This is a genomic window from Mycobacterium conspicuum (assembly GCF_010730195.1).
GTDB classification, from domain to species: Bacteria; Actinomycetota; Actinomycetes; order Mycobacteriales; family Mycobacteriaceae; genus Mycobacterium; species Mycobacterium conspicuum.
Genome location: NZ_AP022613.1, coordinates 4,071,396 through 4,096,420 on the forward strand (window position 1 = coordinate 4,071,396; position 25,025 = coordinate 4,096,420).

At 65.8% G+C, this 25,025-nt stretch carries 26 protein-coding genes; 11 read left to right on the plus strand and 15 right to left on the minus strand.

Annotated elements, in window-relative coordinates:
• Nucleotides 1-2: 2 nt before the first annotated feature.
• From G6N66_RS18655 to G6N66_RS18670, 4 genes are read right to left on the minus strand one after another with little or no spacing between them, the layout of a single operon-like run.
• The gene (locus tag G6N66_RS18655; protein WP_085233146.1) at nucleotides 3-971 is read right to left on the minus strand and encodes an alpha/beta hydrolase; all 969 of its coding nucleotides are present in this window, start codon (nucleotides 969-971) and stop codon (nucleotides 3-5) included.
• Nucleotides 972-1,030: 59 nt separating this feature from the next.
• Nucleotides 1,031-2,197, minus strand: a complete 1,167-nt coding sequence (locus G6N66_RS18660; RefSeq protein ID WP_085233147.1) for an amidohydrolase family protein — start codon at nucleotides 2,195-2,197, stop codon at nucleotides 1,031-1,033.
• Nucleotides 2,194-3,246: an amidohydrolase family protein gene (locus tag G6N66_RS18665; protein ID WP_085233148.1), complete on the minus strand. Its 1,053-nt coding sequence runs from the start codon at nucleotides 3,244-3,246 to the stop codon at nucleotides 2,194-2,196. The genes G6N66_RS18660 and G6N66_RS18665 overlap by 4 nt, the downstream gene beginning before the upstream one ends.
• Entirely contained in the window at nucleotides 3,243-3,602 is a 360-nt protein-coding gene (locus tag G6N66_RS18670) for a Rieske (2Fe-2S) protein (protein WP_085233149.1), read from the minus strand. The genes G6N66_RS18665 and G6N66_RS18670 overlap by 4 nt, the downstream gene beginning before the upstream one ends.
• A gap of 139 nt (nucleotides 3,603-3,741) precedes the next feature.
• Here G6N66_RS18670 and G6N66_RS18675 point away from each other — a divergent pair, with 139 nt between their 5' ends.
• Complete coding sequence (locus G6N66_RS18675) at nucleotides 3,742-4,974, plus strand: cytochrome P450 (protein ID WP_085233150.1); 1,233 nt, start codon at nucleotides 3,742-3,744, stop codon at nucleotides 4,972-4,974.
• Nucleotides 4,971-6,128 carry a Zn-dependent alcohol dehydrogenase gene (locus G6N66_RS18680; protein ID WP_085233151.1) on the plus strand — a complete coding sequence of 386 codons (1,158 nt, stop codon included), beginning with the start codon at nucleotides 4,971-4,973 and terminating at the stop codon, nucleotides 6,126-6,128. The genes G6N66_RS18675 and G6N66_RS18680 overlap by 4 nt, the downstream gene beginning before the upstream one ends.
• On the opposite strand, the gene G6N66_RS18685 is transcribed toward G6N66_RS18680, so the two are convergent.
• The 6 genes from G6N66_RS18685 to G6N66_RS18710 are packed head-to-tail and all read right to left on the minus strand — an operon-like array spanning nucleotide 6,121 to nucleotide 10,887.
• Nucleotides 6,121-6,867, minus strand: a complete 747-nt coding sequence (locus tag G6N66_RS18685) for an SDR family NAD(P)-dependent oxidoreductase (RefSeq protein ID WP_085233152.1) — start codon at nucleotides 6,865-6,867, stop codon at nucleotides 6,121-6,123. The genes G6N66_RS18680 and G6N66_RS18685 overlap by 8 nt on opposite strands.
• Nucleotides 6,864-7,304 (minus strand): VOC family protein, encoded by a 441-nt coding sequence (locus G6N66_RS18690; protein WP_163645873.1) that lies wholly within the window; start codon nucleotides 7,302-7,304, stop codon nucleotides 6,864-6,866. Before G6N66_RS18690 ends, G6N66_RS18685 begins: the two co-directional genes overlap by 4 nt.
• Entirely contained in the window at nucleotides 7,298-8,143 is an 846-nt protein-coding gene (locus G6N66_RS18695; protein ID WP_085233154.1) for an SDR family NAD(P)-dependent oxidoreductase, read from the minus strand. The genes G6N66_RS18690 and G6N66_RS18695 overlap by 7 nt, the downstream gene beginning before the upstream one ends.
• An 11-nt stretch (nucleotides 8,144-8,154) precedes the next feature.
• Nucleotides 8,155-9,387, minus strand: a complete 1,233-nt coding sequence (locus tag G6N66_RS18700) for a cytochrome P450 (RefSeq protein WP_085233155.1) — start codon at nucleotides 9,385-9,387, stop codon at nucleotides 8,155-8,157.
• The gene (locus G6N66_RS18705) at nucleotides 9,384-10,406 is read right to left on the minus strand and encodes an LLM class F420-dependent oxidoreductase (protein WP_085233156.1); all 1,023 of its coding nucleotides are present in this window, start codon (nucleotides 10,404-10,406) and stop codon (nucleotides 9,384-9,386) included. The genes G6N66_RS18700 and G6N66_RS18705 overlap by 4 nt, the downstream gene beginning before the upstream one ends.
• A 13-nt stretch (nucleotides 10,407-10,419) precedes the next feature.
• Nucleotides 10,420-10,887 (minus strand): pyridoxamine 5'-phosphate oxidase family protein, encoded by a 468-nt coding sequence (locus tag G6N66_RS18710; RefSeq protein WP_085233157.1) that lies wholly within the window; start codon nucleotides 10,885-10,887, stop codon nucleotides 10,420-10,422.
• A gap of 92 nt (nucleotides 10,888-10,979) precedes the next feature.
• On the opposite strand from G6N66_RS18710, the gene G6N66_RS18715 reads away from it, so the two are divergent.
• The gene (locus G6N66_RS18715) at nucleotides 10,980-12,476 is read left to right on the plus strand and encodes an acyl-CoA carboxylase subunit beta (protein ID WP_085233158.1); all 1,497 of its coding nucleotides are present in this window, start codon (nucleotides 10,980-10,982) and stop codon (nucleotides 12,474-12,476) included.
• Between the two features lie 17 nt (nucleotides 12,477-12,493).
• A complete protein-coding gene (locus G6N66_RS18720; protein ID WP_085233159.1) occupies nucleotides 12,494-13,156 on the plus strand; it encodes a TetR/AcrR family transcriptional regulator in 663 nt (220 codons plus the stop codon).
• Here the strand turns inward: G6N66_RS18720 and G6N66_RS18725 are convergent.
• Nucleotides 13,143-13,745, minus strand: coding sequence for a TetR/AcrR family transcriptional regulator (locus G6N66_RS18725; protein WP_085233160.1), 603 nt, complete (start codon nucleotides 13,743-13,745; stop codon nucleotides 13,143-13,145). The two genes, G6N66_RS18720 and G6N66_RS18725, sit on opposite strands and share 14 nt — an antisense overlap.
• Before the next feature lie 88 nt (nucleotides 13,746-13,833).
• Between G6N66_RS18725 and G6N66_RS18730 the strand changes: the two genes are divergently transcribed.
• From G6N66_RS18730 to G6N66_RS18745, 4 genes are read left to right on the plus strand one after another with little or no spacing between them, the layout of a single operon-like run.
• Nucleotides 13,834-14,970, plus strand: coding sequence for a spirocyclase AveC family protein (locus tag G6N66_RS18730; protein ID WP_232079352.1), 1,137 nt, complete (start codon nucleotides 13,834-13,836; stop codon nucleotides 14,968-14,970).
• Nucleotides 14,971-14,974: 4 nt separating this feature from the next.
• Nucleotides 14,975-15,784, plus strand: a complete 810-nt coding sequence (locus G6N66_RS18735; protein WP_269474932.1) for a CbbQ/NirQ/NorQ/GpvN family protein — start codon at nucleotides 14,975-14,977, stop codon at nucleotides 15,782-15,784.
• Nucleotides 15,781-17,469: a nitric oxide reductase activation protein NorD gene (locus tag G6N66_RS18740; RefSeq protein ID WP_085233163.1), complete on the plus strand. Its 1,689-nt coding sequence runs from the start codon at nucleotides 15,781-15,783 to the stop codon at nucleotides 17,467-17,469. The genes G6N66_RS18735 and G6N66_RS18740 overlap by 4 nt, the downstream gene beginning before the upstream one ends.
• A 17-nt stretch (nucleotides 17,470-17,486) precedes the next feature.
• Nucleotides 17,487-18,476 carry an NAD-dependent epimerase/dehydratase family protein gene (locus G6N66_RS18745; protein ID WP_163645874.1) on the plus strand — a complete coding sequence of 330 codons (990 nt, stop codon included), beginning with the start codon at nucleotides 17,487-17,489 and terminating at the stop codon, nucleotides 18,474-18,476.
• Nucleotides 18,477-18,503: 27 nt separating this feature from the next.
• Here the strand turns inward: G6N66_RS18745 and G6N66_RS18750 are convergent, their stop codons facing one another.
• From G6N66_RS18750 to G6N66_RS18765, 4 genes are read right to left on the minus strand one after another with little or no spacing between them, the layout of a single operon-like run.
• The gene (locus tag G6N66_RS18750) at nucleotides 18,504-19,547 is read right to left on the minus strand and encodes a TIGR03857 family LLM class F420-dependent oxidoreductase (RefSeq protein WP_085233165.1); all 1,044 of its coding nucleotides are present in this window, start codon (nucleotides 19,545-19,547) and stop codon (nucleotides 18,504-18,506) included.
• On the minus strand, nucleotides 19,544-19,924 hold the full coding sequence (locus G6N66_RS18755; protein WP_085233166.1) for a nuclear transport factor 2 family protein: 381 nt from the start codon (nucleotides 19,922-19,924) through the stop codon (nucleotides 19,544-19,546). Before G6N66_RS18755 ends, G6N66_RS18750 begins: the two co-directional genes overlap by 4 nt.
• Nucleotides 19,921-21,030 (minus strand): PHB depolymerase family esterase, encoded by a 1,110-nt coding sequence (locus G6N66_RS18760; RefSeq protein WP_085233167.1) that lies wholly within the window; start codon nucleotides 21,028-21,030, stop codon nucleotides 19,921-19,923. The genes G6N66_RS18755 and G6N66_RS18760 overlap by 4 nt, the downstream gene beginning before the upstream one ends.
• A gap of 23 nt (nucleotides 21,031-21,053) precedes the next feature.
• On the minus strand, nucleotides 21,054-22,685 hold the full coding sequence (locus tag G6N66_RS18765; RefSeq protein WP_085233168.1) for a flavin-containing monooxygenase: 1,632 nt from the start codon (nucleotides 22,683-22,685) through the stop codon (nucleotides 21,054-21,056).
• A gap of 108 nt (nucleotides 22,686-22,793) precedes the next feature.
• Between G6N66_RS18765 and G6N66_RS18770 the strand changes: the two genes are divergently transcribed.
• From G6N66_RS18770 to G6N66_RS18780, 3 genes are read left to right on the plus strand one after another with little or no spacing between them, the layout of a single operon-like run.
• Nucleotides 22,794-23,786 carry a Rieske 2Fe-2S domain-containing protein gene (locus G6N66_RS18770; RefSeq protein ID WP_085233169.1) on the plus strand — a complete coding sequence of 331 codons (993 nt, stop codon included), beginning with the start codon at nucleotides 22,794-22,796 and terminating at the stop codon, nucleotides 23,784-23,786.
• Complete coding sequence (locus G6N66_RS18775) at nucleotides 23,783-24,403, plus strand: cysteine hydrolase (RefSeq protein ID WP_085233170.1); 621 nt, start codon at nucleotides 23,783-23,785, stop codon at nucleotides 24,401-24,403. The genes G6N66_RS18770 and G6N66_RS18775 overlap by 4 nt, the downstream gene beginning before the upstream one ends.
• Nucleotides 24,400-25,017 (plus strand): PaaI family thioesterase, encoded by a 618-nt coding sequence (locus G6N66_RS18780; protein WP_085233171.1) that lies wholly within the window; start codon nucleotides 24,400-24,402, stop codon nucleotides 25,015-25,017. The genes G6N66_RS18775 and G6N66_RS18780 overlap by 4 nt, the downstream gene beginning before the upstream one ends.
• The last annotated feature ends 8 nt before the right edge of the window (nucleotides 25,018-25,025 follow it).

Genomic DNA, 25,025 nt, shown 5'->3' on the forward strand with positions numbered 1-25,025 from the left:
CACTACATGGCGAATCCGCGCCGCAGCGATTGCGCGTGCAACGCCCGGATCTCTTCGGAGACAATCCAATTCGGCACCACGGAGTCAAAACCGTTGAATGTGGCGGCGACGACGTGCAATTCGGTGTGGACGTAGGCGTGCAGCAGCCGATTCGCGTAGTCGATGGCTTCGTCGCGGCACGGATCGATCTCCGCGCAGCTGACAAAGGTGGGCGGCAGCCCCTCCAGGTTGGCACGGTGCGCCGGGACGTGATGACCGCTGGCCGTAGCGTGGCCCAGGTAGTGACCCCAGGCCCGACTGACGGCCTGGCCGTTGAGTCCTGGCGTGCGCTGGAATTCTCGGCGTGACGGCGTGGCGTCGGAATCGAGCATCGGCTGGTGCAGGATCTGCATCAGGATCCGTGGGCCTTCGTTGTCGAACATCCGCTGGGCCAGGCACGCGACCAGGGCGGCGCCGGCGTCGCGACCCATCACCACCACACGGCCGGGATCGATGCTCAGTTCCGACTCGTTCGCCACGACGTAGCGAAGCGCCGCCTCGACATCGTCCAGGGCCGCCGGACACGGGTCTTCGGGCGCCAGCCGGTAGTCCACCGACACCACCACGCAGTGGGCATCCCGGGCCAGGTCCACGCAATGCGGGTGATCGGTGTCCAAATTCCCGGTCACGAAGGCGCCGCCGTGCGCGTACAGCAGCACCGGCGCCACCTGCGTATCAGTGTCGGTGGTGCCGCGATACAACCGCAGGCCCAGCTGCCCGGCGCCCGGACCGGGGATCGTCAGCGATTCGACGACGACCCCGCCGGTGTCCACCGCCGCGGCGCGCTCGGCGGCAACGCGGTTGCTGCGTTCGCGTTCGGCGGGCAGTGTCTCGGTGAGGAATTCGACGATGTCCAGCTCGGCCGCGGCGTCTCGCAGCGCCGGATCGATGCGGCTAAGGCCTTGCGGCCGAGTCACATTCGTTTGCGTCATACCCTCTTACTCCCACAACTCGTCACGCGCGCGCCCGCGCGTCGTGACATCGGAAGAGATTAGCTTATGACGTCGTCGGTCGCGGGCCGTTCGCCGGGCAGGGCCTTGACGGTGGACGGTAGGCCGTAGAGGGCGGTCGCGTTGCCGCGCATGATGCGCTCCCGCTGGTCGGGCGGGAAGCGGTTGATCGCATAGGTCGGCGAGTCGTAGCTCCAGTGCGGATAGTCCGTCGAGAACATCAGGCAGTCGCCCAGGTCCATCATTTCCAGGTACTCGCGGAACTGCACCGTGTCGGCGTCTTCCAGCGGCTGAGTGGTGAACCGGACATGTTCGCGCACGTAGTCCGACGGGCGGCGCCGCACGTGCGGCAGATCGCCGCGGCGGGCTTCCCAGATCCGGTCCATCCGCGACATCACCGGCATCGCCCAGGTGAAGCCGCCTTCGATGAAGACCACTCGCAGCTCGGGATGCCGGTCGAAGGCGCCGTCGAACACCAGGCTCATCAAGTGCGACACATACAGCAGTGGCCAGGACGCGAAGAAATCGTGCCAGTGCGCGGGGTTCCCGACCGGATACAGCGGGATCAACTCGAACGGCGTCTGGCCCATCAGATGCGTGGCGACCGGGAGCCCGTTGCGCGACGCGGCCTCGTAGAGCGGGTCGAAATGCGGGTTGCCGAAAGGGATTCCGCGAGTCTGCGGCGTCATCAGCACCTGCGACATGTAGGGATGTCCGGCCCAGCGCTCGACCTCGCGCGCCGCTTGCTCCGGGGTCTGCGCGCTGACGCTGATCGACCCGCGCCAGCGGCCGTGCTCATTGTGTTTGCCGAGCCACACGTCGGCCAGCCAATCGTTGTATGTCGACTTGAGCACGTGCTCGGCCTGCGGCAGCTGGGCGTCGCACATGGGCTCCAGCGACGCGATGCTCACACCGGCGTCGATCAGCAACTGCTGGGCGGCGAAATCCGGGTCGCTGCCGGCGACTCCGCCACCGGGCGGGGCCGCATCCATGCGCAGCGACGAGGTCTTGAACGAATCCGGGGTGTCGTAGAAGTGCGGCACCGGGCCGACCGCGTTACCGGTCGGCCAGATCTTGTCCACCCATTCGGGAGGGGCGTAGGACTTGAGCACGTCGACCGACACGGGCAGCGGATGCACGTCGGTGTCGACGATGGTGACCGCTATTTCCTGTTGGGTCCGCGCCTCGGCTCGTTCGATGGTTGTCATCGCACACTCTCCTCAAGTCCATAGAAAAGCCCGTAGAGCTCACTGGCGTTTTGCCACAACACCTTCTCGCGCTGCGCGGCATCGAGCCCCTCAGCGAACACCTCCGGGGAGGACGTGGACCAATGCGGATAACTCGATCCGTACATCACCAGCCCGGACTTGCCGCTGAAGTCCATCCAGCGCCGCATCTTGCCCGCCTCGACCGGCCCGTCGAACGCCGACGAACAGAACCGGACATGGTCGGGCAGATACTCGCTGGGATAGCGGTCCACCCACGGCGTCTGGTCGCGCATCGACAGCCAGAAGGTGTCCAGCCGCCACATCAGCGGGGTGAGGATGTCGTATCCCCCGTCGGCGAAAACGAACTTCAGGCCGGGATGCCGGCCGAACATGCCCTCGACGATGAGCGTGGCCAGGTGGACGAAGTAGTTCAGCGGCATGAATGCCGCGTATCCCGGGTAGGTGTGCGCGTGCCCGGCGAATGTCGGCGGATGGTCGACGCCGTTGCCGCCATTGACGTGTACCGCGACCGGCAGCCCGTGGGCGGCGGCCGCCTCCCAGATCGGTTCGAACATCGGCTTGCCGTAGGGCTCACGTGACTGCATGGGGACGCCGACCTGCACCAGCTTGGGGTGACCGGCGAGCCGCTCGATTTCGCTCACCGCGCCCTTGGGGTCCTCCGGATTGACGCGGATGGTGCCACGAAATCGGTTGGTGGTGTCGGGTTCCAGCCACCGGTCCAGCAGCCAATCGTTGACGGCGGCACAGATCCTGCTGTTCAGCAGGTAGTCGGCGATGTTGCCGCGGGTCAGCGGGTTCAGGATCGCGAGATCGACGCCGCCGTCATCGAACAGGTGCCGACTGACGGTCTCGGGGTCCGACCCCGGGTAGTGCTCGCCATAGAGGTCCTGGCGGTAGTCGCCGCCGGGCGCCTGGTACCACTGCTGCTCGACGTCGGGGATCGCGCGCAGCCGGTGCGCCTCGGGGAGATACTGCCGAATCTCGGCGTTGTAGGCGAAATGCGGCTGCACATTGGTATCGATAATCATGCGGTGAGGTACACCTGCCCGTCGCTGACATCCACCTGGTAGGTGCGCACACGGCGGCGCGGATCAGCGACGTTTTGACCCGTCGTGACGTCGAATTCCCAGTTGTGCCAAGGGCATCGCACGATTTGCCCGTCGCGCACGCGACGTAGGCGGTCCGGACCGTCGCCGGCGGATTCGTTGGTGCCACCGATCAGCCCCTGGCACAGCGGGGCGCCCTGGTGCGAGCAGTAATTGACGATCGCGTATAGCGCACCGCGCACGTTGTACACGCCCACGCCGAACTTCCCCACGTCGACCAGCTTCATCCCGCCCGGCGGCAGCTCGTCGAGTGTGCAGACGAATCGGCGTTGGAGCACTGGCGAATCGCCTCCTCACCGGCTCTTAAGGGCGATCACCCCATACTGTGCCCGTTACGGTAACCTTCACAAGCCATTGGGCTTCGTTGCTATTTATACTATAATAGCGAGATTCCCCCAGTGCCCAGAAGGAGCGGCAATGACGCTGCGTACCGAACGCCCCGATGTTGGGGACCAGCCGGTGGCTCTCGACCTCACCGGCGAGACCAGTCCCTACCCATTCTTCGAACACATGAGGCGCACCGATCCGGTCTGGCACGGATCACTGGCGGATCACTCACAAATGCCGGAGGAGCTGCGGCCGAACGACGAGTGGGTCTTGTTCGGCTACGACGCCCTGTTTCAGGCGTTCCGCGATGACCGCGTCTTCACCTCGGCCGCCTACGACAAGTCGATCGGATTGGTCATGGGCCACACCATCCTGGCGATGGGCGGCAAGGAGCACCATGATCACCGCAGCCTGGTGGCCAAGGCCTTCCGCGCCACGGCGCTGGAGCGCTGGGAGCCGTCGGTCATCGGCCCGGTCTGCGACCAGCTGATCGACGAGATCAAAAACGACGGGCACGCCGACCTGGTCAAGGCGTTGACGTTTGAGTTTCCCACCCGAATCATTTCGGTATTGCTCGGACTCCCCCCGGAGGATCTCGACCTGTTCCGGCGCTTGTCGTTGGACCTCATCTCGATACCGACCGACATCATGGCGGGCTTGGCCGCGGCGACCGAGTTGCACGGCTACTTCCTGGACCAGGTTGAGCAGCGGCGCCACAAGCTCACCGACGACATCATCGGCGACCTGGTCGCCGCCGAGATCGACGGCGAGAAACTCAGCGACGAGGCCATCATCGCGTTCCTGCGCCTGCTGCTGCCCGCCGGTCTGGAGACCACCTACCGCTCCTCGGGCAACCTGCTCTACCTGCTGCTGACCCACCCCGAACAGCTGGCGATGGTCCAGCAGGACCGGTCACTGATCCCGGCCGCCATCGAGGAGGGCCTGCGGGTGGAGACCCCGCTCACCATGGTCATGCGGACCACCACCGAGGACATCGAAATCGGCGGCAAGACGATCCCGGCCGACGCCCAAGTCGACATGTGCATGGGGTCGGCCAACCGCGACGAAAGCCGTTGGCCCGACGCCAACACGTTCGACATCCTCCGGCCGCGCAGCGCCCACATCGCGTTCGCCGCGGGCATCCACATGTGCCTGGGCATGCATCTGGCCCGGCTGGAAACCCGGGTGATGCTCAACAGCCTGTTCGACCGCCTCAAGGACCTGACATTCGCGCCGGATGACGGAACCGGCGAGGAGTCCAAAATCGTCGGACTCACGTTCCGCTCGCCCAACAAGCTCCCCGTCACCTTCACGGCCGCATGAGAAGCCAAGCGGCGATCCTGCACGACGTCGGCGGCCCCTGGTCGGTCGAAGAATTCGAACTGGATCCGCCCCGTGCCGGCGAGGTTCTGGTCGAGATGGCCGCCGCCGGGCTGTGCCACTCCGACGATCACATCCTCAAAGGTGACATGTCGGCTCCCAACGACGTGATGCGCTCCCTCGGGCTACCCACCATGTTCCCCACCATCGGCGGTCACGAGGGCTCCGGCGTCGTGCGGGAAGTCGGCGAAGGGGTCACCGAGTTCGCGCCGGGCGATCATGTGGTGATGTCGTTCGTCGCCGTGTGCGGCCAATGCCGTTGGTGCGCAACCGGGATGGAGTACATCTGCGACGAAGGGGCGACGGTCCTGACCCCGGGAATGCCGACCGACGGGACCTTCCGCCATCGCACCGCCGACGGCACGCCGCTCGGTCACTTGGCGAAGGTGGGCGCGTTCTCCAAACACACTGTGGTGTCGACGAATTCGCTGGTGAAAATCGAGCCTCACCTGCCACTGGCGCCCAGCGCGTTGTTGTCGTGTGCAATTCCGACCGGTTTCGGATCGGTCGCCAACCGCTCCGGGATGCGCCCCGGGGATACCGTTGTCGTCATCGGCGTCGGCGGCATCGGAACGGGTGCCCTCCAGGGCGCCCGGATCGGCGGCGCCGCGCAAATTATCGCCGTCGATCCGGTTGAGTTCAAACAGAAGTCGGCGCTGCGGTTTGGCGCCACCCACAGCGTCGCGACGGCCGCCGAGGCGCTGGATCTGGTGCGCGACCTGACCTATGGGGTGATGGCCGACGCGGTGGTGGTCTCGCCGTCGTTGATCGCTCCAGACGACGTCCGTGATGCGGTGCAGCTCACCCGCAAGGGCGGCACCTGTGTGCTCACCGGCATGACCTCGCAGTTGACTCGCTCGGTCAACATCGACCTGCAGGACTTCATCCTGATGAATAAGTCCCTGGCCGGCACGGTGTTCGGCTCGTGCAATCCGAGGGCGGACATCGCCCGGCTGGCCAGGCTATTCACCAGCGGCCAGCTCCAGCTCGACGAGATGATCACCAAACGCTACCGTCTCGACGAGATCAATCACGCCTACGACGACCTGCGCAACGGTCAAATCGTCCGGGGCATCATCGATTTCGGGCTCAGCTGATTCCGTCTTTCTCCTGCAGGGCCATCACCCGCTGCATCTGACCGTACGCGTCGATGGGGCTGTGCAGCGCCAGGCCGCCGTCGGCATGCACGATCTGCCCGGTCACCCAGGGCAGCTCGAGGACCCCGACAATCGCGCCGGCCACATCGGCGGCCTCACCCAGCCGGCCCAGCGCGGTGCGTTCGCTCAGCCCGTCCACCCAGCCGGGAAGTCGCGCGGTGTCGGCCAGCATCGGCGTTCGGGTGACTCCGGGCCCGACGGCGTTCACCCGGATGTCATGACTCCCCCACTCCGCGGCCGCGACCTTGACCAGCATGTCCACCCCGGCCTTGGAGACGCAGTAGGCGCCCATATCGCGGTCGACGAGGGTGCCGCTGATGCTGGACACGGCAACGATCGAACCACCCACGCCGGCGTCGATCATGGCCTGCGCCCCGGCGCGGATGGTCAGCCAGGTGCCGGTGAGGTTGACCGCCAGGACCCGTTCCCATTGTGCGGGTGGCTGTTTCAACAGCAGGCCCGACGCGCCGATGCCGGCGCAGGTCACGATCCGGGTGGGCACACCGTGCTCGCGCACCGTGCGCTCCATCGCCGCCGCGACGGCGTCGGGATCGCTGACATCGCACACGATGTCGCCGCCGGAAAGGTCCCATACCACCACGTCGTGGCCCACGTCGCGCAGCAGCCCGGCCGTCTCGCGCCCGATCCCCGACGCGCCGCCCGTCACCAGCGCGGTCATCGCGGTGGTCCAATCAATTCGACCAGCACGCCGTCCGGGGCGGTGATGACCGCCATCGCGACGGTCTTGCCGCCCGGGGCCGGCATGGTGATGCGGCGCACGCCGTCGGTGAAACCCAATGCTGCCAACCCGGATAGTGTTTCGTCGACATCGCGCTGCAGGGACAGCAGGAAGAATCCGTGCCGCGGCGCCGGATGTGCGGGCGGCGCGGCCTCCGCACCGTCGAGCTGCACCAGTTCGACGATCCCGCTGTCGGGTGCTTGGGGATCGCCCAGGAAGACCGATCGCAGCTGATTCCCCTTGGCGCCGAACAGTTCTGGCCAATCGCCGGTGAAGGTGTGGTCGAATAGCTGGCATAAGCCCAGGCCGTCGCGCCAGAATCGCAGCGACCGCTCGACATCGGCGGTGCAGATCGCCGAATGGTGTACGCCTAGCACGCGTTTCCCCTCACCGGGGCTAGGCGAGCCAGGGTCCGATCCCATAACTCGGCGGCCAGCCGGGGATTGTTGGCCAGGCGGCTGGCCTTGGCGACCTTGTGCCTCGAGTAGTACTCGCCGGGCGTCCAATCGACACCGGGTGTACTCGTCGCCAGCCACACCAGCTGCTCGGCTCCCTCGTCGGTGGTCGACGTGAACCGCTCTGCGGGCGTGTACTTCTGGCTCCACAACAGCAGACGCGATCCCGACGCATGCCCAAAGTTGGAGGAAACGTAGCCGGGGTGCACCGTCGCAGCGTTGAGCCCCCCGGCATGGTGGCGGCGGTGTAGTTCCCTGGTGAACAACACGATTGCCAGCTTCGTCAAGCCGTAGGCGGCGCTGGGCCGGCGCCTGGCCGTGTTTTCGAAGTCATTGACGGTGGCCCGGAGCACCAACTTGTGTGACGAGCTGGTCGTGTTGACGACGGTGGCGCGGGACTCGAGGAGCAGATCCATCAACTGGGTGGTCAACAGGAACGGCGACAGGTAGTTGACCTGATACGTCTGCTCATAGCCGTCCGGTGTCATGCAGATCTTGGTGCTCATGCCGCCGGCGTTGTTGAGCAGCACATCGATGCGCGGGTACTGCGAACGCAGTTTCTGCGCCAGGGTTCGCACTTGCGACAGGTCGGCGAAATCGACCACGAAATGGTCAGCATCCAGTTCGGCGGCGATGGCGGCGGTCTTGTTTTGTGAGCGGCCGATCACGACGACATTGTCGCCGTTCTGGCGCAACCGGCGCGCCGCGGCAGCACCTATGCCGTCACTGGCGCCGGTAATGACGATCGTCTTTGAGGCCATATTCTTGCCGTTCAGAACGAGTAACGAACCGGCAGGTGCTTCAGGCCGCCCACGAACGTGGTGGCGACGAGTTGCGGATCACCGCTGAGTTCAATGGATTTCAGCCTCGGAAGCAGTTCGGAGAAGAAGCTGTTGACCTCCATGCGCGCCAGCGCGGCACCCATGCAGAAGTGCACGCCGTAGCCGAAGGCCACATGCTTGTTGGGCTCGCGCCGGACGTCGAAGCGGAACGGTTCTTCGAAGATGTCCTCGTCGCGGTTGGCCGATGCGTACGACAGCAGCACGGATTCGCCTGCGGCGATGGGGGTTCCGCGCACCGTAGTGTTCTCGGCGGCGGTGCGCATGAAGTGCTTGACCGGAGTGACCCAGCGGATCATTTCCTCGGTGGCGCGCGGCATGAGGTCGAGATCGTCACGCAGCAGCGCCAATTGGTCCGGATTGTCGATGAGCGCGTGCATGCCGCCGGAGATGGTGGAGCTGGTGGTGTCGTGTCCGGCGGTGGCCACGATGAGGTAGTAGGACACGGTGTCGAGGTCCGACAGCGGCTCGCCGTCGATGCGGGCATTGGCGATCGCCGAGGCGAGATCTTCGGTCGGCTGCTCGCGGCGGGACGCGGTCACACCATTGAAGTAACCGAACATGTCCAGCAACGCCGGCAGCTGATCCTCCTGGGACTTGCCGCGTTTGAATTCGCTGTCGTCGGCGCCGAACAATTCCTGGGTCAGCTTGAGCATGCGGGGGAAGTCGGCCTCCGGTATGCCCAGCAACGACATGATCACGTAGAGCGGGTAATTGACCGCGACCTCCTGAACGAAGTCACACTCGGGTCCGGCGGCCATCATCTTGTCGACGTAGATCTTGGCCAGCTCGTCGACGCGCACCTTCAGCGCCCGCATCGCCTTGGGCCGGAACCAATCCGCGCCGATCGCCCGCACCACCCGGTGCTGCGGATCGTCCATATGGATCAGCGTGCGAACGCCCGCGGCGGCCTGCATCTCGTCGCCCTCGATGGTGGCCAGCACCGGCCGCGGCCAGTTGGTGAACAGCATGTTCTCGCGTTCGATGTCCATGATGTCGGTGTACTTGGTGATCGCCCAGAAGGGCTTGTAGTTGGGCACTTCCACCCACGACACCGGAGCGTTGGCACGCAGGTGCGTCAGTGCGGCATGCAAGCGCTGCTCGTCGGTGTATGCCAACGGGTCCGCGAATACCTTGGCCGCGTCATCGACCGTGGGTGCACTCATGAACGAAACTCCTTCAGTGCGGCGGTAATACAATCGTGCGTTGCGGAATAGAAGATCGGCAGCACCCGATCGACGCTGCCTTCGCAGCGCTTTCGAAGGCCGGCGGCGATGGTGTCAACGGGACCGACGACGGCGAACGCATTCAACATGTCGTCGTCGATAAGTGAAGCCATGGCGTCCCACTCCCCCGCCTTGGAGAGCCGGTTCAGTTCGCCGTGCAGATCCCCCCAGCCGTGGAGCTCCAGCACCTTGCTATAAGCCGGTGTCGAGCCGTAGAAGGCGATCTGCTTGCGGGTGGCGGCGGTGGCGGTGGCCAGTTCGGCGTCGCTCTGTCCGGTGGCCACCATCACCTCGGCGGAGACCTGAAAATCGTTGCGGTTCCGGCTGGTTCGCTGCATGCCGCGCAGCAGCGCCGGCAGTGTCACCTCGTCGAGGTAGCGCTTGGAGACCATCGGGTGCCCGAGGTGGCCGTCGGCGACCTCGCCGCACATCTCGGTCATCGCCTCGCCGACGGCGGCCAGGAAGATCTTCGGCGCGGGGTAGGGATGCGGCTCCGGCGTGAACATCGGGGTCATGATCTTGTGGGTGTAGAACTCACCCTCGAAACGCAGCTTGGTGCCGTCAGCCCAGGCCGACCAGATCGCGTGCAGCGCGGCGACGAATTCGCGCATCCGGCGCGCGGGATGGCTCCAGGGCATGCTGAACCGCTTCTCGATGTGCGGCTGAATCTGGGTTCCCAGCCCCAGGATGAAGCGGCCCTTCGAGTAGGCCTGCAGGTCCCAGCCGATGTTGGCCACGGTCATCGGGTTGCGCGCGAAGGCCACCGCGATGTTGGTGCCGAGGTCGAGTCGCGACGTGTGCTCGGCGGCCAGCAGCAGCGGCAGAAACGGGTCGTGACTGGTTTCGGCGGTCCAGCCCCCGTCGTACCCGTTTGCCTCCAGGGCCGCGGCCCCGTCGGCCGCCCGTTCCAGCCGAAGCGGGATGCTGCCGTCGATTTTCAGGCCCGACACCGGCGTCATGGCAGCGAAGCTATCACGCGCGCGACCCCCGCAATCCGGGCGTTATTCGGGAGTTGTCCCACGTCAGAATCCTGCCCTCGGGCACGAACCGCATATAGACCGAGTTTGCGTAGCGTCGCTGGGTGGCCTCGGGCAGGCCGGCCGACGGCGGGCGAAAGGCGGCATACTTCGTGTCGATGGCCTCCTCGATGCGGCGTATCGCCGGCTCGTCGGAAACGATCTCCACGCGCCCGGTGAGATGGACGGCACGCAGGTCGACCCAGCGCTCCCCGGATTCCACCAGAAACGACGCGCGCGGGTCGTTGCGCACCCGGGCGAGCTTCTTGGTCGCGGCGGGCGTCCGCATCGCGACCGTGCGATCCTGCGGCACGAACCACACCGGTAACGCGATCGGCATTCCATCGCGGCGCAGCGTCGTCAGGATTCCCGTGTGCGCGGCCGCGATTTCTGCCCACGCTTCGTCTTCGGTCAACCGGATCATCGGCTCGCCCCAATCGTGCTTACTCTGTCGCAGACGCTACAGTAAGCACTTCAGTAAGTACCGACCGCCCTTCGGCGAAATAGGACGGAACCATGACTAAAGGCCAGGACTGGGAGGAGACGCTCGACGATTTAGACCGTCGTCGTCGCCGCGCGTTGGCCATGGGCGGTCCGGAGCGGCTCGACAAGCACCGCGGCAAGGGGAAGCTCGACGCCCGCGCACGCATAGCCCGACTCCTCGATCCCGGCACCTTCCGCGAAATCGGCACCATGGTCGGCGGCGAGGTCGCCGCCGACGCGATCGTCACGGGCTCCGGTCTCATCAACGGGATGCCGGTGATGGTGGGCGCCGAGGACTTCACCACCCTGGCCGGCAGCATCGGGCCCGGCGGCAACTCCAAGCGCTATCGAATCGCCGAACTGGCGCTGCGCGACAGGATCCCGCTGGTGATGCTGCTCGACGGCGCCGGCTTCCGTCCGACCGGTGGCCATTATGGGCGCACCCCGACCGATCTGCTCGCCCAGACTCAGTGCTCGGGCCGTGTGCCGACCGTCGCCGCGGTGCTCGGGCCATCGGCCGGGCACGGCGCCCTGGTCGCCCCGGTGTGCGACTTCCGCATCATGAGCGCCCAGGGCGCGATCTTCACCGCCGGCCCACCCGTCGTCAAAGAATCCACCGGCGAAGAGATCTCGAAGGAGGATCTGGGCGGTCCGGGCGTCGCGCCGCTCAGCGGGGTGGTGCACAACCTGGCCGACGACGACGAGGCCGCGCTCGACGATGTTCGCCGCTACTTGTCGTATTTTCCGCCGAGCGCATGGTCCTACCCGCCGTCACAACCGGCCGACACCCTGGCCGAACCGCGTCCCACGCCGGAGTTGCTGGACATCGTGTCCCGGGACAACCGCCGCGTCTATGACATGCGCGCGGTGCTCGACGTGGTCTTCGACCGCCCCGATTGGTTCGAGGTGCAGCCGCAATACGGCAGGGCGATCATCTGCGCCCTGGCGCATCTTGGCGGCCATCCCGTCGCGGTGGTCGCCAACCAACCGCAGGTGCTGGCCGGGTCCATCGACGCGGCGGCCGCGGACAAGGCGGCGCACTTCATCTTGGTGGCCGATTCCTTCCACCTGCCGATCGTCTTCCTCGCCGACAACCCCGGAATGCTGCCGGGCAGCCGCTCCGAGCGCGAGGGCGTGCTGCGCGCCGGTGCACGGATGTTCGCGGCCCAGACGGCGGCCACGACGATCAAGCTGCACGTCACGCTGCGCAAGGCCTACGGGTTCGGTTCGATGGTGATGTCGCTCCTCGGCTTCGACCACCAGAGCGGCACCTTCGCCTACCCCGGCGCCACGATGGGAGCCATGAGCGCCGCCGCGCTCAGTCGCGCGTCGCACGCCGGTGAGGACCTGTCGGCCAAACTGCGCGACGCCGAGTTGCAGGCCTCCTTCCGGTCGGCCGAAGGGATGGGATTCGACGAACTCATCGATCCCCGCGAGACGCGTGACGCGCTACTGGCCTCTTTGCAACGCGCTGTGCAAAGCCGGCAGGCCGCCGCCGAACCGGTGAGCCGCACGGTCATCTTGCCGTAACTGCGAAGATGTAATCCGTGGCGGAACGATGGACACGGCAGAGGCGCCTGGAACACACGCGCGAGGTGTTGTTGGACGCCGCCGAGGAAGTGTTTGCCAAGCGCGGGTTCGGCGGCGCAGCGCTGGAAGACATCGCTGAGACAGCCGGATATACCCGCGGGGCGATCCACTCGCATTTCGGAACCAAAGAAGAACTATTTCTGGCCGCCTTCGAGCGTCACTTGCTCCGGTTTCTCAACGGTTTCGAAGACATCATCGGCGGCTTCGAAAGCCTCGCTGATCTCAACGTCGCCCAATTCGCCGAACGGTGGCGTGCACTGAACATCGCCGGGCCGGACAGCGCGGCGCTGGGTTACGAGTTCTCGCTATTTTTGCTACGCAACCCCGGCGCGCGAGAACGATTGGCGGCCAAGCGCGAAGAGACGATCCGGTCGCTGGCGAACTACATCACCACAAACATCGCGCGCCTCGGCGGCACGCTCACGATCCCGGCCGATGCTTTGGCGCGGGTGTTGATTGCCAGCCACGAAGGCGTCACCATCAGCGCGCATCTCGATGGCAACGATCTCTACGAGCCGTTCTTGCAAATGGTGATGTCCAACGTGGCGCCCAAGCCTGCCTCGCAGACTGCTCCGGCCAAGCGACCGCGGACTCGGCGAACCGGGGTCAAGGCAGTTTGATCACCGATACGTACATGTCGAGGATCGGCCGATAAAGGTCGATGTCGTCGAGTTGGCTGTCCAGCATGACGGAATCGCTGGTGGCGATGAGGATGTGCGCAAAGGTCAACGGCGGAACCAGCAGCGTTCCGCCGAGTCGGTCGACTCCCTCCGCGATGAACTTCCCGAGAGTCTCGACGACCTCTAATCGTTTGGCCGCCACGCGTTCTCGCGCCTCGGGATTGCGGCGCAGATACAGGGTGAACTCGAGTCCCAACGCGGCGTGCGCGGCGCCGCGATCCGAACTGAGTTGGCGCCACCGCTGGGCAATGTCGTCGAGCTCGCGCGCTCCCAGCTCGCTGGCACCGGACAGCACCTCGGCGAAATTGTCGAAGTAGCGACGCCAGTACCGGTCGCTGACCGCCAGGAACAGGTCTTCCTTCGTGGCGAAGTGCTTGTAGACCGCGCCTTTGGTGTAGCCCGCCGCGTCTGCAATGTCGTCGACAGTTGCTGGCGTGAAACCCTTTTCGGCGAACACCACCTCCGCCGCATCCAGCAGCAGCGAGCGCGTGTGTTCGACCCGTCGCTCCCGCGTCCAACGTTCAGCCATGCGAGCGATTCTGCCACGGATCTCAGAAACGCTCTTGTTATTCAGATACTAGTTGGTATATTCACGCATGCCGGAAGGAGACGGAGCCATGACCGAATCGCTGAGCAGGGTGGCCGCACTCGGTAACCAGCCCGCTTCGACGCCGAAGCCGGTACGGGCCTGGGCCATCGCCGGCGGGGCCATCCTGGCTTTTCAGCTGTACGTCTGGATCAGCTGGATGACCGGCCCCTATTTCAAGCGCGTGCCCGCAGGGCCAAGCGATCCGCCGACGCTGATGAAGGTGGTCCTGCTCACCTGGACGGCCGTCATCGTGCTCGGCCTGCCAGTCGGCATCTACTACTTCATCGTGCGGCCATGGCGGCGAGAACGGCGAATCACGCTGGACGGCATGCTGTTGCTGGCGTGCGGCTTGTTGTTTTTTCAGGATCCGCTGCTGAACTACTTCAGCACCTGGAGCACCTACAACAGCTGGATGTTCAATCGGGGCTCGTGGGTGAAGGACATCCCCGGCTGGATGTCATACGGGGAACCGGGCCGCATGATGGCCGAACCCCTGCTGATGAATGCGCCGGGTTACTCGTACGGGGTCCTGCTGTGCACGATCCTCGGCTGCTGGGTCATGCGCAAAGCGAAATCCCGCTGGCCCAATATCAGCAACGCCGGCCTGATCGGCGTCCTGATTGTCTGGACCTTCTTCTTCGACATGGTCATGGAGGGCTTGTTCCTGATGCCGATGGGGCTCTACATCTACCCCGGCGCAATCAAGTCCTTGTCCATCAATGCCGGCACCTACTACCAATGGCCGGTGTACGAAGGGCTGATGTGGGGCGGCGTACAGGCGGGGCTGTGCGCTTTGCGCTTCTTCACCGACGACCGCGGCCGGACATTCGTCGAACGGGGGCTGGAGCAAATCCAGGGCGGGTTCGCCAAACAGCAACTCACCCGCTTCCTGGCGATCTTCGCCGCGTGCAGCATGTTCTTCTTTGTGTTCTACAACATTCCGGCGCAGTGGTTCGCCATGCATCAGGATCCCTGGCCCGCTGACATCACGAAGCGCTCCTACTTCCTGATGGGAATCTGCGGCGACAAGACCGACCGACTCTGCCCCGATCCGTCGCTTCCGGTGCCGCAGAAAAACTCCGGCTACATCAATCCCGATGGCAAGCTTGTGCTTCCGGACGGCGTCAAGCTCCCGACGATCGTTCCCTTCGACAGGGGGAAGTGAGGTATTGACCAGCCAGCCCACCACGATTCGCGCGCAGGCGCCGTTCTACAAAGCGGTCGGCGACGAGGTGGCCATCTTTCGCGCCGCCGCTCGCCGCGGCCTGCCGGTGCTGCTGAAGGGACCCACGGGATGTGGGAAGACCCGCTTCGTGGAGGCGATGGCCCACGAGCTAGGTCGCGAGCTGATAACCGTTGCGGGCCATGAGGATATGACGTCGGCGGATCTGGTGGGCCGGTTTCTGCTCAAGGGCGGAGAGACGGTCTGGGTGGACGGGCCGCTGACCCGCGCCGTGCGCGACGGCGCCATCTGTTATCTGGACGAAGTGGTGGAGGCCCGCCAGGACACCACCGTGGTCATCCATCCGCTCGCCGATCACCGTCGTGAGCTTCCGGTCGATCGGCTCGCCACTACATTGCCGGCGGCTCCGGGATTTCAGCTGGTCATCTCCTACAACCCCGGCTACCAAAGCGTCCTGAAGAACATCAAAGAGTCGACCCGTCAACGCTTCGTCGCCATCACGCTCGGGTTCCCGCCCGTCGAGATCGAGACGGAAGTGGTTGCCTACGAAGCCGGCATCGACCTTGCGACCGCCCGCGCTCTGGTCACACTCGGTGACGCGATACGGCACCTGTCGGGTTCTCCGCTTCGCGAAGTATCGTCGACGCGCATGCTGATCCTGGCCGGTGGCCTGGTCGCCGAAGGCCTGAGCCTGCGCAGCGCGGTCCAGTCGGCCGTCGTCGAGGCGCTCACCGACGATCCGGACGTGGTTCGCGCCCTCGGCGAACTCGCCGACGCCGTGCTGCCCCGGACGTGACCGCCGCAAACCCGAACGACCCCAACCGGTTTCGACTGCTCGCAACCTACATTGCCGGCAGGGCGGTCGACGTCGCCGAGACCTCGGCGGGCGAACGGGCGTATACCGACGGCAAGGTCGTCTTCGTCTCGGTTCGCCGTCCCCGGGCCGAGCAGCGCCGCGAGATGCTAATTCAGAGCGCTCTGCTGGGCGCGGGCAGTCTCGATCGACGACTGGTCAAGGCGCTACGAGCCCGCCCCGCGCTCGCACGCCGCTACCTCACGCTCGAAGGTCACCGTGCGCTTGCCGAACTCACCCGGCGGGTCCCACTCGCCGTCGCGCTGTGCCCTGATGGCCCACCGCGTACCGCAAGTGCCGATGAATCACTCGAGATGGCCAGGGGGCCAGCGGAAATCGCCGATCCGCCGGATTGGTTCGGGGTAATCCGACCGTCCCGGCTACTGGCGTCGTCGGACGGCTCGCGAGCCACCGACAAGGAGCTGCGCCTGCAATTCGATACCGTCGACCGGCCCGAGACTGACGCCGACGGGGAGCCTGAGCGGGAGAGCAAGATCCTCAAACTGTTTGAGAGCCCATTGTTTAACTCGCGCACTGTGTCGAACTTTTTCCGCACAGTACTGGGTAGCTCGCGCTCCCCCGGTGACAGCGCCGCCGGTGCGGAGATGCAGGTTCGCGCAGTTCGGCGTGCGCACGCCCCGGGAGCACATTCCAGGCCGGTGCCAACCAAGATCCGCTTCACCGATGACCGCAATTCTGCTGCCGCGGCGGGCGTCGGCGGTGCGCTGTACCCGGAGTGGGACGAATACAACACGCGCTATCGGCCGGAGTGGTGCCGGGTGATCGACTTCCCGCTGACGGTCCCCGCCGATGTCAGCCACGCCGGTGTACCGCACGACGAAGTGCTGCGCCGTCGGTTGTCCCGCGTCGGCCTCGGCCCCAAGGTGCTGCGCGGCCGCCCCGACGGCGACGAGCTGGACATCGAGGCGCTGATCAACCTTTTCGTCGACCTGCGGTCCGGCTACTCGCCACCCGAACATGTCTACCTGGAACGCCGCAAGCTTGCCCGCAACCTCGGCGTGCTCATCTTGCTGGACGCCTCGGGGTCGGCCACCGAGACGGATCCGGACGGCCTGGCCGTCCACGATCACCAACGACTCGCGGCCGCCACGCTGGCGGTCACCCTCGAAGAGCTCGGCGACCGCGTCGCCGTCTACGCGTTCCGATCACAAGGCCGGCACGCCGTGCATCTGCCGTCGATCAAAGCATTCAGCAATCGGTTCGGCGCCATGGAACGCGCTCGCCTCAACCAACTGCAGCCCTCCGGCTACACGCGCCTCGGTGCCGGCATCCGCGGCGCCGGTGCAATCCTCAAAGCGGGTGCCGGCACACCAAACCGGTTGCTGCTCGTCCTCTCCGATGGTTTTCCCTATGACGACGGCTACGAAGGCCGCTACGCCGAAGCCGACGCCGCGAAAGCCCTTGACGAGCTCCGTATGGAAGGTGTTGCCTGCCTGTGTCTTTCCGTCGGCACGGGGATCATCGGGTCCGCCGATACGCTCGAGCGGGTCTTCGGCTCGGCCAGCTATGCCAGTGCGGCGACCCTGGCCGACCTCAGCCCGCAGATGGATGAACTGTTCCTGTCTGCCCTGCGGGAACTCAGTGCACCGGTGCCTCGGAGAGGATGAGACACATGAAAGTGTTGTTGACGGGTGCGCTGGGCAGTATCGGCGCGGCCAGTCTGGCGGCGTTGCTTGACGAGGGCCACGACGTCGTCGGCTTCGACCTCGAATCTCGCAGGGCACGCGACCTCGCCTCCGGCTTCTCGGGTTTTGGGGGCCGGGCCCGGTTCGTCTGGGGCGACATCACCGATCCGGAATCGCTGCGACATGCGCTGGCCGGCGTGGACGCGGTCGTCCACCTGGCGGCCATCATTCCGCCCTACTCGGACAAGGCGCCCGAGTTGGCTCGCAGGGTAAACCTCGATGCCACATTGGATTTGATTGCGCAGATGGAGGCCTCACCCACGGCCAAGCGGCTGGTGTTCGCATCGTCGCAAGGGATCTTCGGCGACCTCCAGGATCGCGAACCGCCGCTGCGGGCGGACACGCCGGTCTGCCCCACCGACGCGTACGGGCGCCAGAAGGTCGCGTGCGAGCAGGCGATCCGCCAGTCTGGATTGCGGTGGAGCATTCTGCGGCTCTCGGCGGTCACGCCCCTGCACCTGCAGGCACAGGACCCGAGCATCATGTTCGAGATCAGCCCCGACGCGCGATTTGAGTTCCTCCATCCCGCCGACGCCGGAACCGCTTTCGCCCGCGCCGTGGCGTGCGAGGCGTCGATCGGAAAGGTATTGAACATCGCGGGCGGCGAAAACTGCCGCATGACCTACTACGACTTTGTCAACGCCCTGATGGGTGCGATGGGGATCGGCCCGCTGCCGATCGATGCATTCGTGCGACAGCGGCCGCCGCGCTACTTTGGCGACTGGGCCGACACGGCGGAAAGCCAGCAGCTGCTGCGGTACCAGCAGCGAGGGCTTGATGCGCAGCTGGACGATATGAGAAGAGACTTCGGCGCCAAAAGGCACATCGTCCGATTCGTTCGCCCGCTGGCGACGTGGTTTGTGGTCCGCAGCTCCGCCTACCTCAAAACGAACCGCGAGCGTGCGCGCCTGCACAACGACACGCCGTAACCGGCGTACAACTGCGCACGCTCGCGGTTAGGTCGCGGCGCGATAGGCCGTGACGATCGGCTCCAGCTCGTCGGGAGTCGCGCCGTGCATGATCACCGCGTCGGCCCCGTAGTCGAATTCGGCGCGGATGCGCTCGACGCACTGCTGGGCCGATCCGGTGGCCGAGGGCTCCAGCCACTCGTCGGGTATCAGCGTCGCGATGTGCTCGATCTGTTCGGGGGTGGCCTTGTGGTCGATCCCGCCGGCGATGGACGTCACCACCGAATCTTCCCGGAACCGTTGCAGCACAGCGGGATCCCAGCCGTTGGTGCTGACCAACAGATCACCGTATCCCTGCAGATAGGTGGCCAGCCGCGCCACGGTCTTCTTCAGCCGCAACTGTTCCGGAAGGTGGTCGCCGACCGTGGCGAAGCACGACCACACCCGCACGCTCTCCGGATCGCGGCCCGCCTTTTCCGCGGCGGATTTGACCGTTTTGACGCAGCGCCGCAACGTTTCCGGGGTGAAATAGGTGTGCAGTATCACGTCGTCGAACGCACGGCCACCGAGCGCCAACGTGTTCGGGCCGAAGGCCACCAGCGCCAACCGGATGTCTTCGTTGAAGTCCGGATCCAGAAACAGAATGGGATACTTGCCCATCGGGCCGTCGTGGTTGAAGATCACCTCGCCGTGCCACAGGCGGCGCATCACCTGAGCCCAGTCCTCCATCTGCGCGGTCGTGACCGCCGGTATCCCGAACGCCCCGTAGATCGCGGCGATGCCGCGGCCGATGCCCAGCGTGAACCGGCCGCCCGAGAGCCGGTGCATGGTGGTGGCCCACGACCCGGTGATCAACGGGTGGCGGGTGTTGTGATTGGTTGCGGCGGTGGCGATCTGCATCCGGCTGGTCACCGCACACGCGGCACCGACCAGTGACGACGCCTCCTTAACGTTCCAGCGCTCGGAGATGAACGCCGTGCCGAATCCCAACTCCTCGCCGCGGCGAGCCTCGTCCATCAAAGTTGCCGGCCCTTCACCGCCGGCCCCCGCCAGCAGGTAGTACCCCAGCTCGTCAAGCGCGCGATCACTCAATTCCAAACTCCTTGCTGGTAGCCGCAATTCCAGACCTCGGTGATCTTGCCGTCGACGACGCGCAAGATCTCCATGCTGCCCACCTCGACGTGGCTGCCGTCCTTGAGCGTCATGGGGGACTGGTAGACGATCGCGACGTGTTCGCCGTCGTCACCGGCAACCACCAGGTTCAGGTCGAAGCGGATGGCCTCGAACATGGCCCAGTGATCGATGATGCGCCGAACGGCCTGCTCGTGCGTGAGCACCGTCGCCTTGCCCACCTCGTGCCGGGTGACCGTGTCGCCGATCAACTCCTCGGCCAGCGCGAAGTCCCGCTGGTTCCACACCACCAGGTTGTACAACTCGACGACCTCGCGGGCCGTCCGAGTCGAAGTCATGCGACCACCGCGCGCAGGAATCGCTCCGACACCTGCTGCACGCGCCGGGAGAAGATGTGGCCGACGTGGCTGCCGTCGTACCAGTAAAGTTGTCCGCCCCAACGCTCCTGGAGCGCGTTCGTGGGCTCGCGCATCGCCATTCGGTCGTGCCATGCCCCGACGATCAGCCGGCGCTGCGGTGGCGGCGCCGGGTCGACCGCCAGCGGGTCGATCACCGAAGTCAGTTGTGAAACCACCGGCGACGTCAGCAACTCCGGGAGCCCGCTTCTGCCCCGGCCAAAGCGATCGAGGTGCCGCGCGATCATCCCGTTGAGCCCCAGGATCGGCGTGTAAAGCCCCACCGCGTCGATGTCCCGTTCCAGATGCGAAACCAACGCGGCCACCGGGGTCCCCATCGAAATCCCGGATACCACAACGGCACTGGCCTGCGGCTGCACCCAACGCACCACGGCGCGCACCTCGGACACCGAGCGCATCATGCCCGCGACGTTGCCCAGCGGATCCATGTCCGGGTACGCCGGCCATTGCCGCCGCCGGCACCCATGGCCGGGCTGCACCGGCATCGCGACGTTGAAGCCCAGCTTGTGGTGTATCCGGCCGATCCGGGACAGCACGAGATCCTCGGTGCCGCCCTGGCCGGCGCCGTGCACCCAGACCAGCCACGGCCGCGGGCCGTCGGTGTGCCGGCACACGTGCACCACCGCCCGCGCCGGGCCACCCAGGCCTTCGGCCGCCAGCGTCTTCGGTAGCGCGGGATCGTGCTCGAATGTCACTCGCTCGAAGGCCAACCCGGCGATCCGGCGTTGTTGCACCGACGTGGTACGCAACGGTTTCGGTTCGGCGTGCGCACCGTCGATGCCCAGCGCCGACAGCTCTTCGGCGGCCGGTTCACACTCCGTCAGGGGTCGCACCCGTTCGGTCAGGTTGCCGCCCAGCAGCGAAAAGCCGCACAGCACAAGCTCGTCCAGCATCACCTCGCCGAACTGACGCACCCCGCGCGGCGACGCCGGTTTCCAGCCGGTGGATTCCCGGAGACCGGACACGGTCCGCGGCAGCACCATTGCGAACTCACGCCCGACCTCCGTCGTCCGTGTCACCAACGACATGCCCTCACCCTCCGTTGACGCAACTAATCCAGCTTGAAACCGGTGTAGCCGCCGGCCGCGATCTCATCGCAGCGACGTCGATATTCGGGAATCCCGCCGACATAGCCCAGGTACATCCGCTTCTTGCCGGGAACATTGCCGCCGTTGTACCAGGAGTTGCAAGTCGGGTGGACGAGCACGGTCGGCGCCACCAGTTCGGTGGTGTGATCGATCCATTCCCGCTGCGCGGTCTCCAGCGCCTCTATGGTGCGAATCCCGTTGGCGCGCAGGTGGGCGATGCAGTCGCCGATCCACTCCACATGCTGCTCCATGGCGGCGACGAAATTGGTCGCCGCGCTCGGGCTGCCCGGCCCCTGGATGGTGAACAGGTTCGGGAAGCCCGCGACCGCCAGCCCGAGGTAGGACAGCGCGCCTTGGCCGGACCAGAAGTCGCCGAGCGACACCCCGTCGCGACCACGGACATCGATGCGGCTCAGCGCGCCGGTCATGGCGTCGAACCCGGTGGCATAGATGATCACGTCGAGCTCGTAGTGGCCCTGTTCGGTGCTGATCCCCGTCGGCGTCACTTCCCGGATGGGTCCCTTGCGCAGGTCGACGAGGGTGACATTGTCGCGGTTGAACGTCTCGTAATAGCCCTGATCGATGATGGGTCGCTTGCACGCGAAGGGATAGTCGGGCACCAAGGCCGCCGCCGTCTGCGGATCCTTGACGATCCGGGCGACCGCCTCGCCATACAGCTTGGTGGCCATCCGATTGGCTTCGATGTCGAAGAAGACATCGCCCCAGTTCAGCGCGCCCAAAATGCCGTTCTCCTCGATGGCGCGCAGCTGCTCCTCGCGCGACGCCGTTTTCAGCGGCGGCTTGCCGAGCATGCCGAGCAGCACCGAAAACGCGCTCAGCCGCGCCGCCCCGACGGGGTGTGCGCGTTGCGCGGCTCGGATTTCGGCGTAGTTGGCCTTCATTTCGTCCAGCTCGCCGGGTTCGAATCGACGCACCTGCCAGGGCAAGGTGTACGCGGCGGAACGCTGGAACACGTTCAGCCGCAGCGCTTCCCGGGCCACGACGGGGATCAGCTGGATGCCGGTCGAGCCGGTGCCGATGACCCCGACGCGCTTGCCGGCCAAATCGACGTCGTCGCGCGGCCAGCGGCTGGTGTACAAGGAAGTTCCGGCGAAGGATGCCATCCCCGGAATGTCGGGTTCCAGCGGCACCGACAGGATGCCCGACGCGGCGACGACGAACGGTGCGACGAAGGATCCGCCCGCCTCGGTGTGCAGCACCCACTGCGCGGCTTCCTCGTCGAAAGCCATCGCGACGACCCTGGTGTCGAACTGGATGTCGCGGCGCAGATCCAGTCGGTCGGCGACGAAGTTCAGGTAAGCCTCGATCTCGGATTGGGCCGGCATCGATTCCGTCCAAACCCATTCCTGCTGAATCTCTTCGGAGAAGCTGTAGGAGTATTCGATGCTCTCGATGTCGCAACGCGCGCCCGGGTATCGGTTGAACAGCCAGGTGCCGCCGACGTTTTCGGCCTGCTCCAGCACCCGGGCCCGCAACCCGAGCTGGCGCAGCCGATGCAGCATGTACAGGCCGGAAAACCCGGCGCCGATCACCAACACATCGAAGCGCACACCAGAGTCTTCCTGCGCACCCATCAAGCAGCTCCTTGTCGCACCCTGGACGAACTTCCCTCGACCTGCTGAAATCTATACTGTAACGAATTAAGTATCAGCGGAACTACCGAAACTAGTGGAGGCGCCCACGTGAAGGTTCCATTCACCTGGAAGGTCACCGGCTGGTTCATGGTCGGATGGTCGCCGGAGTTTCCGGTCGGTGAGGTGCGGCCGCTGCGCTACTTCGGTGAGGACCTGGTCGCCTACCGCGACGAGTCCGGTGACCTGCATGTTTTGGAAGCACACTGCAAACACCTCGGCGCCCACATCGGCCACGGCGGCAAGGTGGTCGGCGACTGCGTGCAATGCCCCTTTCACGGCTGGCGCTGGGGCCCGGACGGCACCAACCGATACATCCCCTATCAGCCGGATCGGCCCAACCGCGCGCTGCGGCTCCGGGTGTTCCCGGTGCGGGAGCAGTACGACTGCGTGTTCATCTGGCATCACCCGCACGGCAAGGAGCCGCAGTGGGAGATGCCCGACATCTTCCACAAGTTCCCCCAGTTCGAGACGGACCCGGCGGCCTACTACCGCGCGTACCCGGAGTTCTCCCGCCGCGCGGAGTGCGAACCCGTGCACCCCCAGATCGTCCAGGAGAACGCCCCGGACAGCGCTCATTTCGAGTACGTGCACCACGCCACGGTCACCCCGAGGGTGCTGGACTGGAAGATCGTCGGCCAGGAATGGCAGTTCACCGCGGGCTGGCCGGACGCGGCCAGCAACAACCCCGACGATATGGCGCTGGTGTTCCACAGCCATCTGTTCGGCCTGGGCGGCGCGATCAGCGTCTTCGAGGGCGCGCAGAATCACCGGCTGATCTTCACCTGCACACCCGTCGACGACGAATGTTCGGACCTGTTCTATTCGATCTGGTGGCCACGCGTTGCCGGCGACGACTCCCCGGTTCCTGAGGGCAAACTGCGCGACCTCATCGAAAAGCAGTTCCTGTCCACCGTTTTCGACGATCTGCAGATCTGGCGATACCAGAATTACGTCGAACACCCCCCACTGTCCAAGGTCGACGCGAAAGGCTATATGGCGCTGCGGAAATGGGCCACTCAGTTCTATGACGTGCCGGCATGAAGCCACAACTCGCCGACCTCGTTGATCCCGGCCACACCGCGATCGTCGCGCAAGAGTGTCAGGGCGCGGTCATCGGTCCCGATGCGGGGCTGGCCATGCTCGCCGAGGAAGCCCGCCGCGTCGCGCTGCCCAACATCGTGCGGCTCTTGCCGGTGGCGCGGGCCGCCGGCGTCCACATCGTGCACTGCCTGGTGCAGCGGCGTCCCGACGGGCTCGGATCCAACCGCAACGCCAAGATCTTCAACATGAGTCGCGGGGCGGTTGACATCACCCCGGGTACGCCCGGCGCGGAAGTGCTTCCCGAATTGGGGCCCGAGCCAAGCGATCTGATACTGCGCAGGTGGCACGGCGTCGGACCGATGGGCGGCACCGACCTGGACGCGGTCCTGCGCAACCTCGGCGTGTCCACCATCGTCGTGGTGGGTGTTTCGCTGAACATCGCGATTCCCAATCTCGTGATGGACGCGGTCAACGCCGCCTATCGCGTCGTCGTTCCGAGGGACGCTGTGGCTGGCATCCCCACCGAGTACGGAGAGGCCATCATCGCCAACACGCTGTCGCTGCTGGCGACCATCACGACCACCGACGAACTGCTGCACGCCTGGGGGAGCAAGTGACGGACACCGCCGAAACCCGCGGCGGATTCCCGGAAGTCAGGCCCGTCGAAGACGCGCCGCCGGAGCTCGCGCAATTTGCGGCCGCGATGCGTCGGCTACAAGATCTGACCGTTTCCACCCGGCCGGACAGTGCGGCGTGGGCCGCCGCAACCGAGCACATCCTCGACGCGTGCGCGCTGCTGGACGGCCACCAGGTTGCCGAGACCGACGTGGTCGCGGGCCGGGTGCTGAGTCTGCCCGGCCTAGGCCATCCCCTGCTGCCGCCGTGGACCCTGACCGAGTTTGGGCCGGACGGTGTCACCATGGCCGGACGCTTCACTCAATCTCACGTGGGCGGAAACCGCGCGGTGCACGGCGGCATGATCCCGCTGCTGTACGACTGGCTGTTCGGGATGGTGGTCACCAGCGCCGAGATTCGGCCCACCCGCACCGCCTACCTTCATGTCGACTACCGCAGCATCACCCCGATCGACGAACCGCTGACCGCCCACGGCCGCATCACCGAAATCGACGGCCGCAAGGTCTTCATCGCCGCGACCATGACCGATGCCGACGGCAAGCTGCTCAGCGAAGCCACCGGCCTCATGGTGCGCCTGCTGCCCCACCAGCCCTGACACCAGCG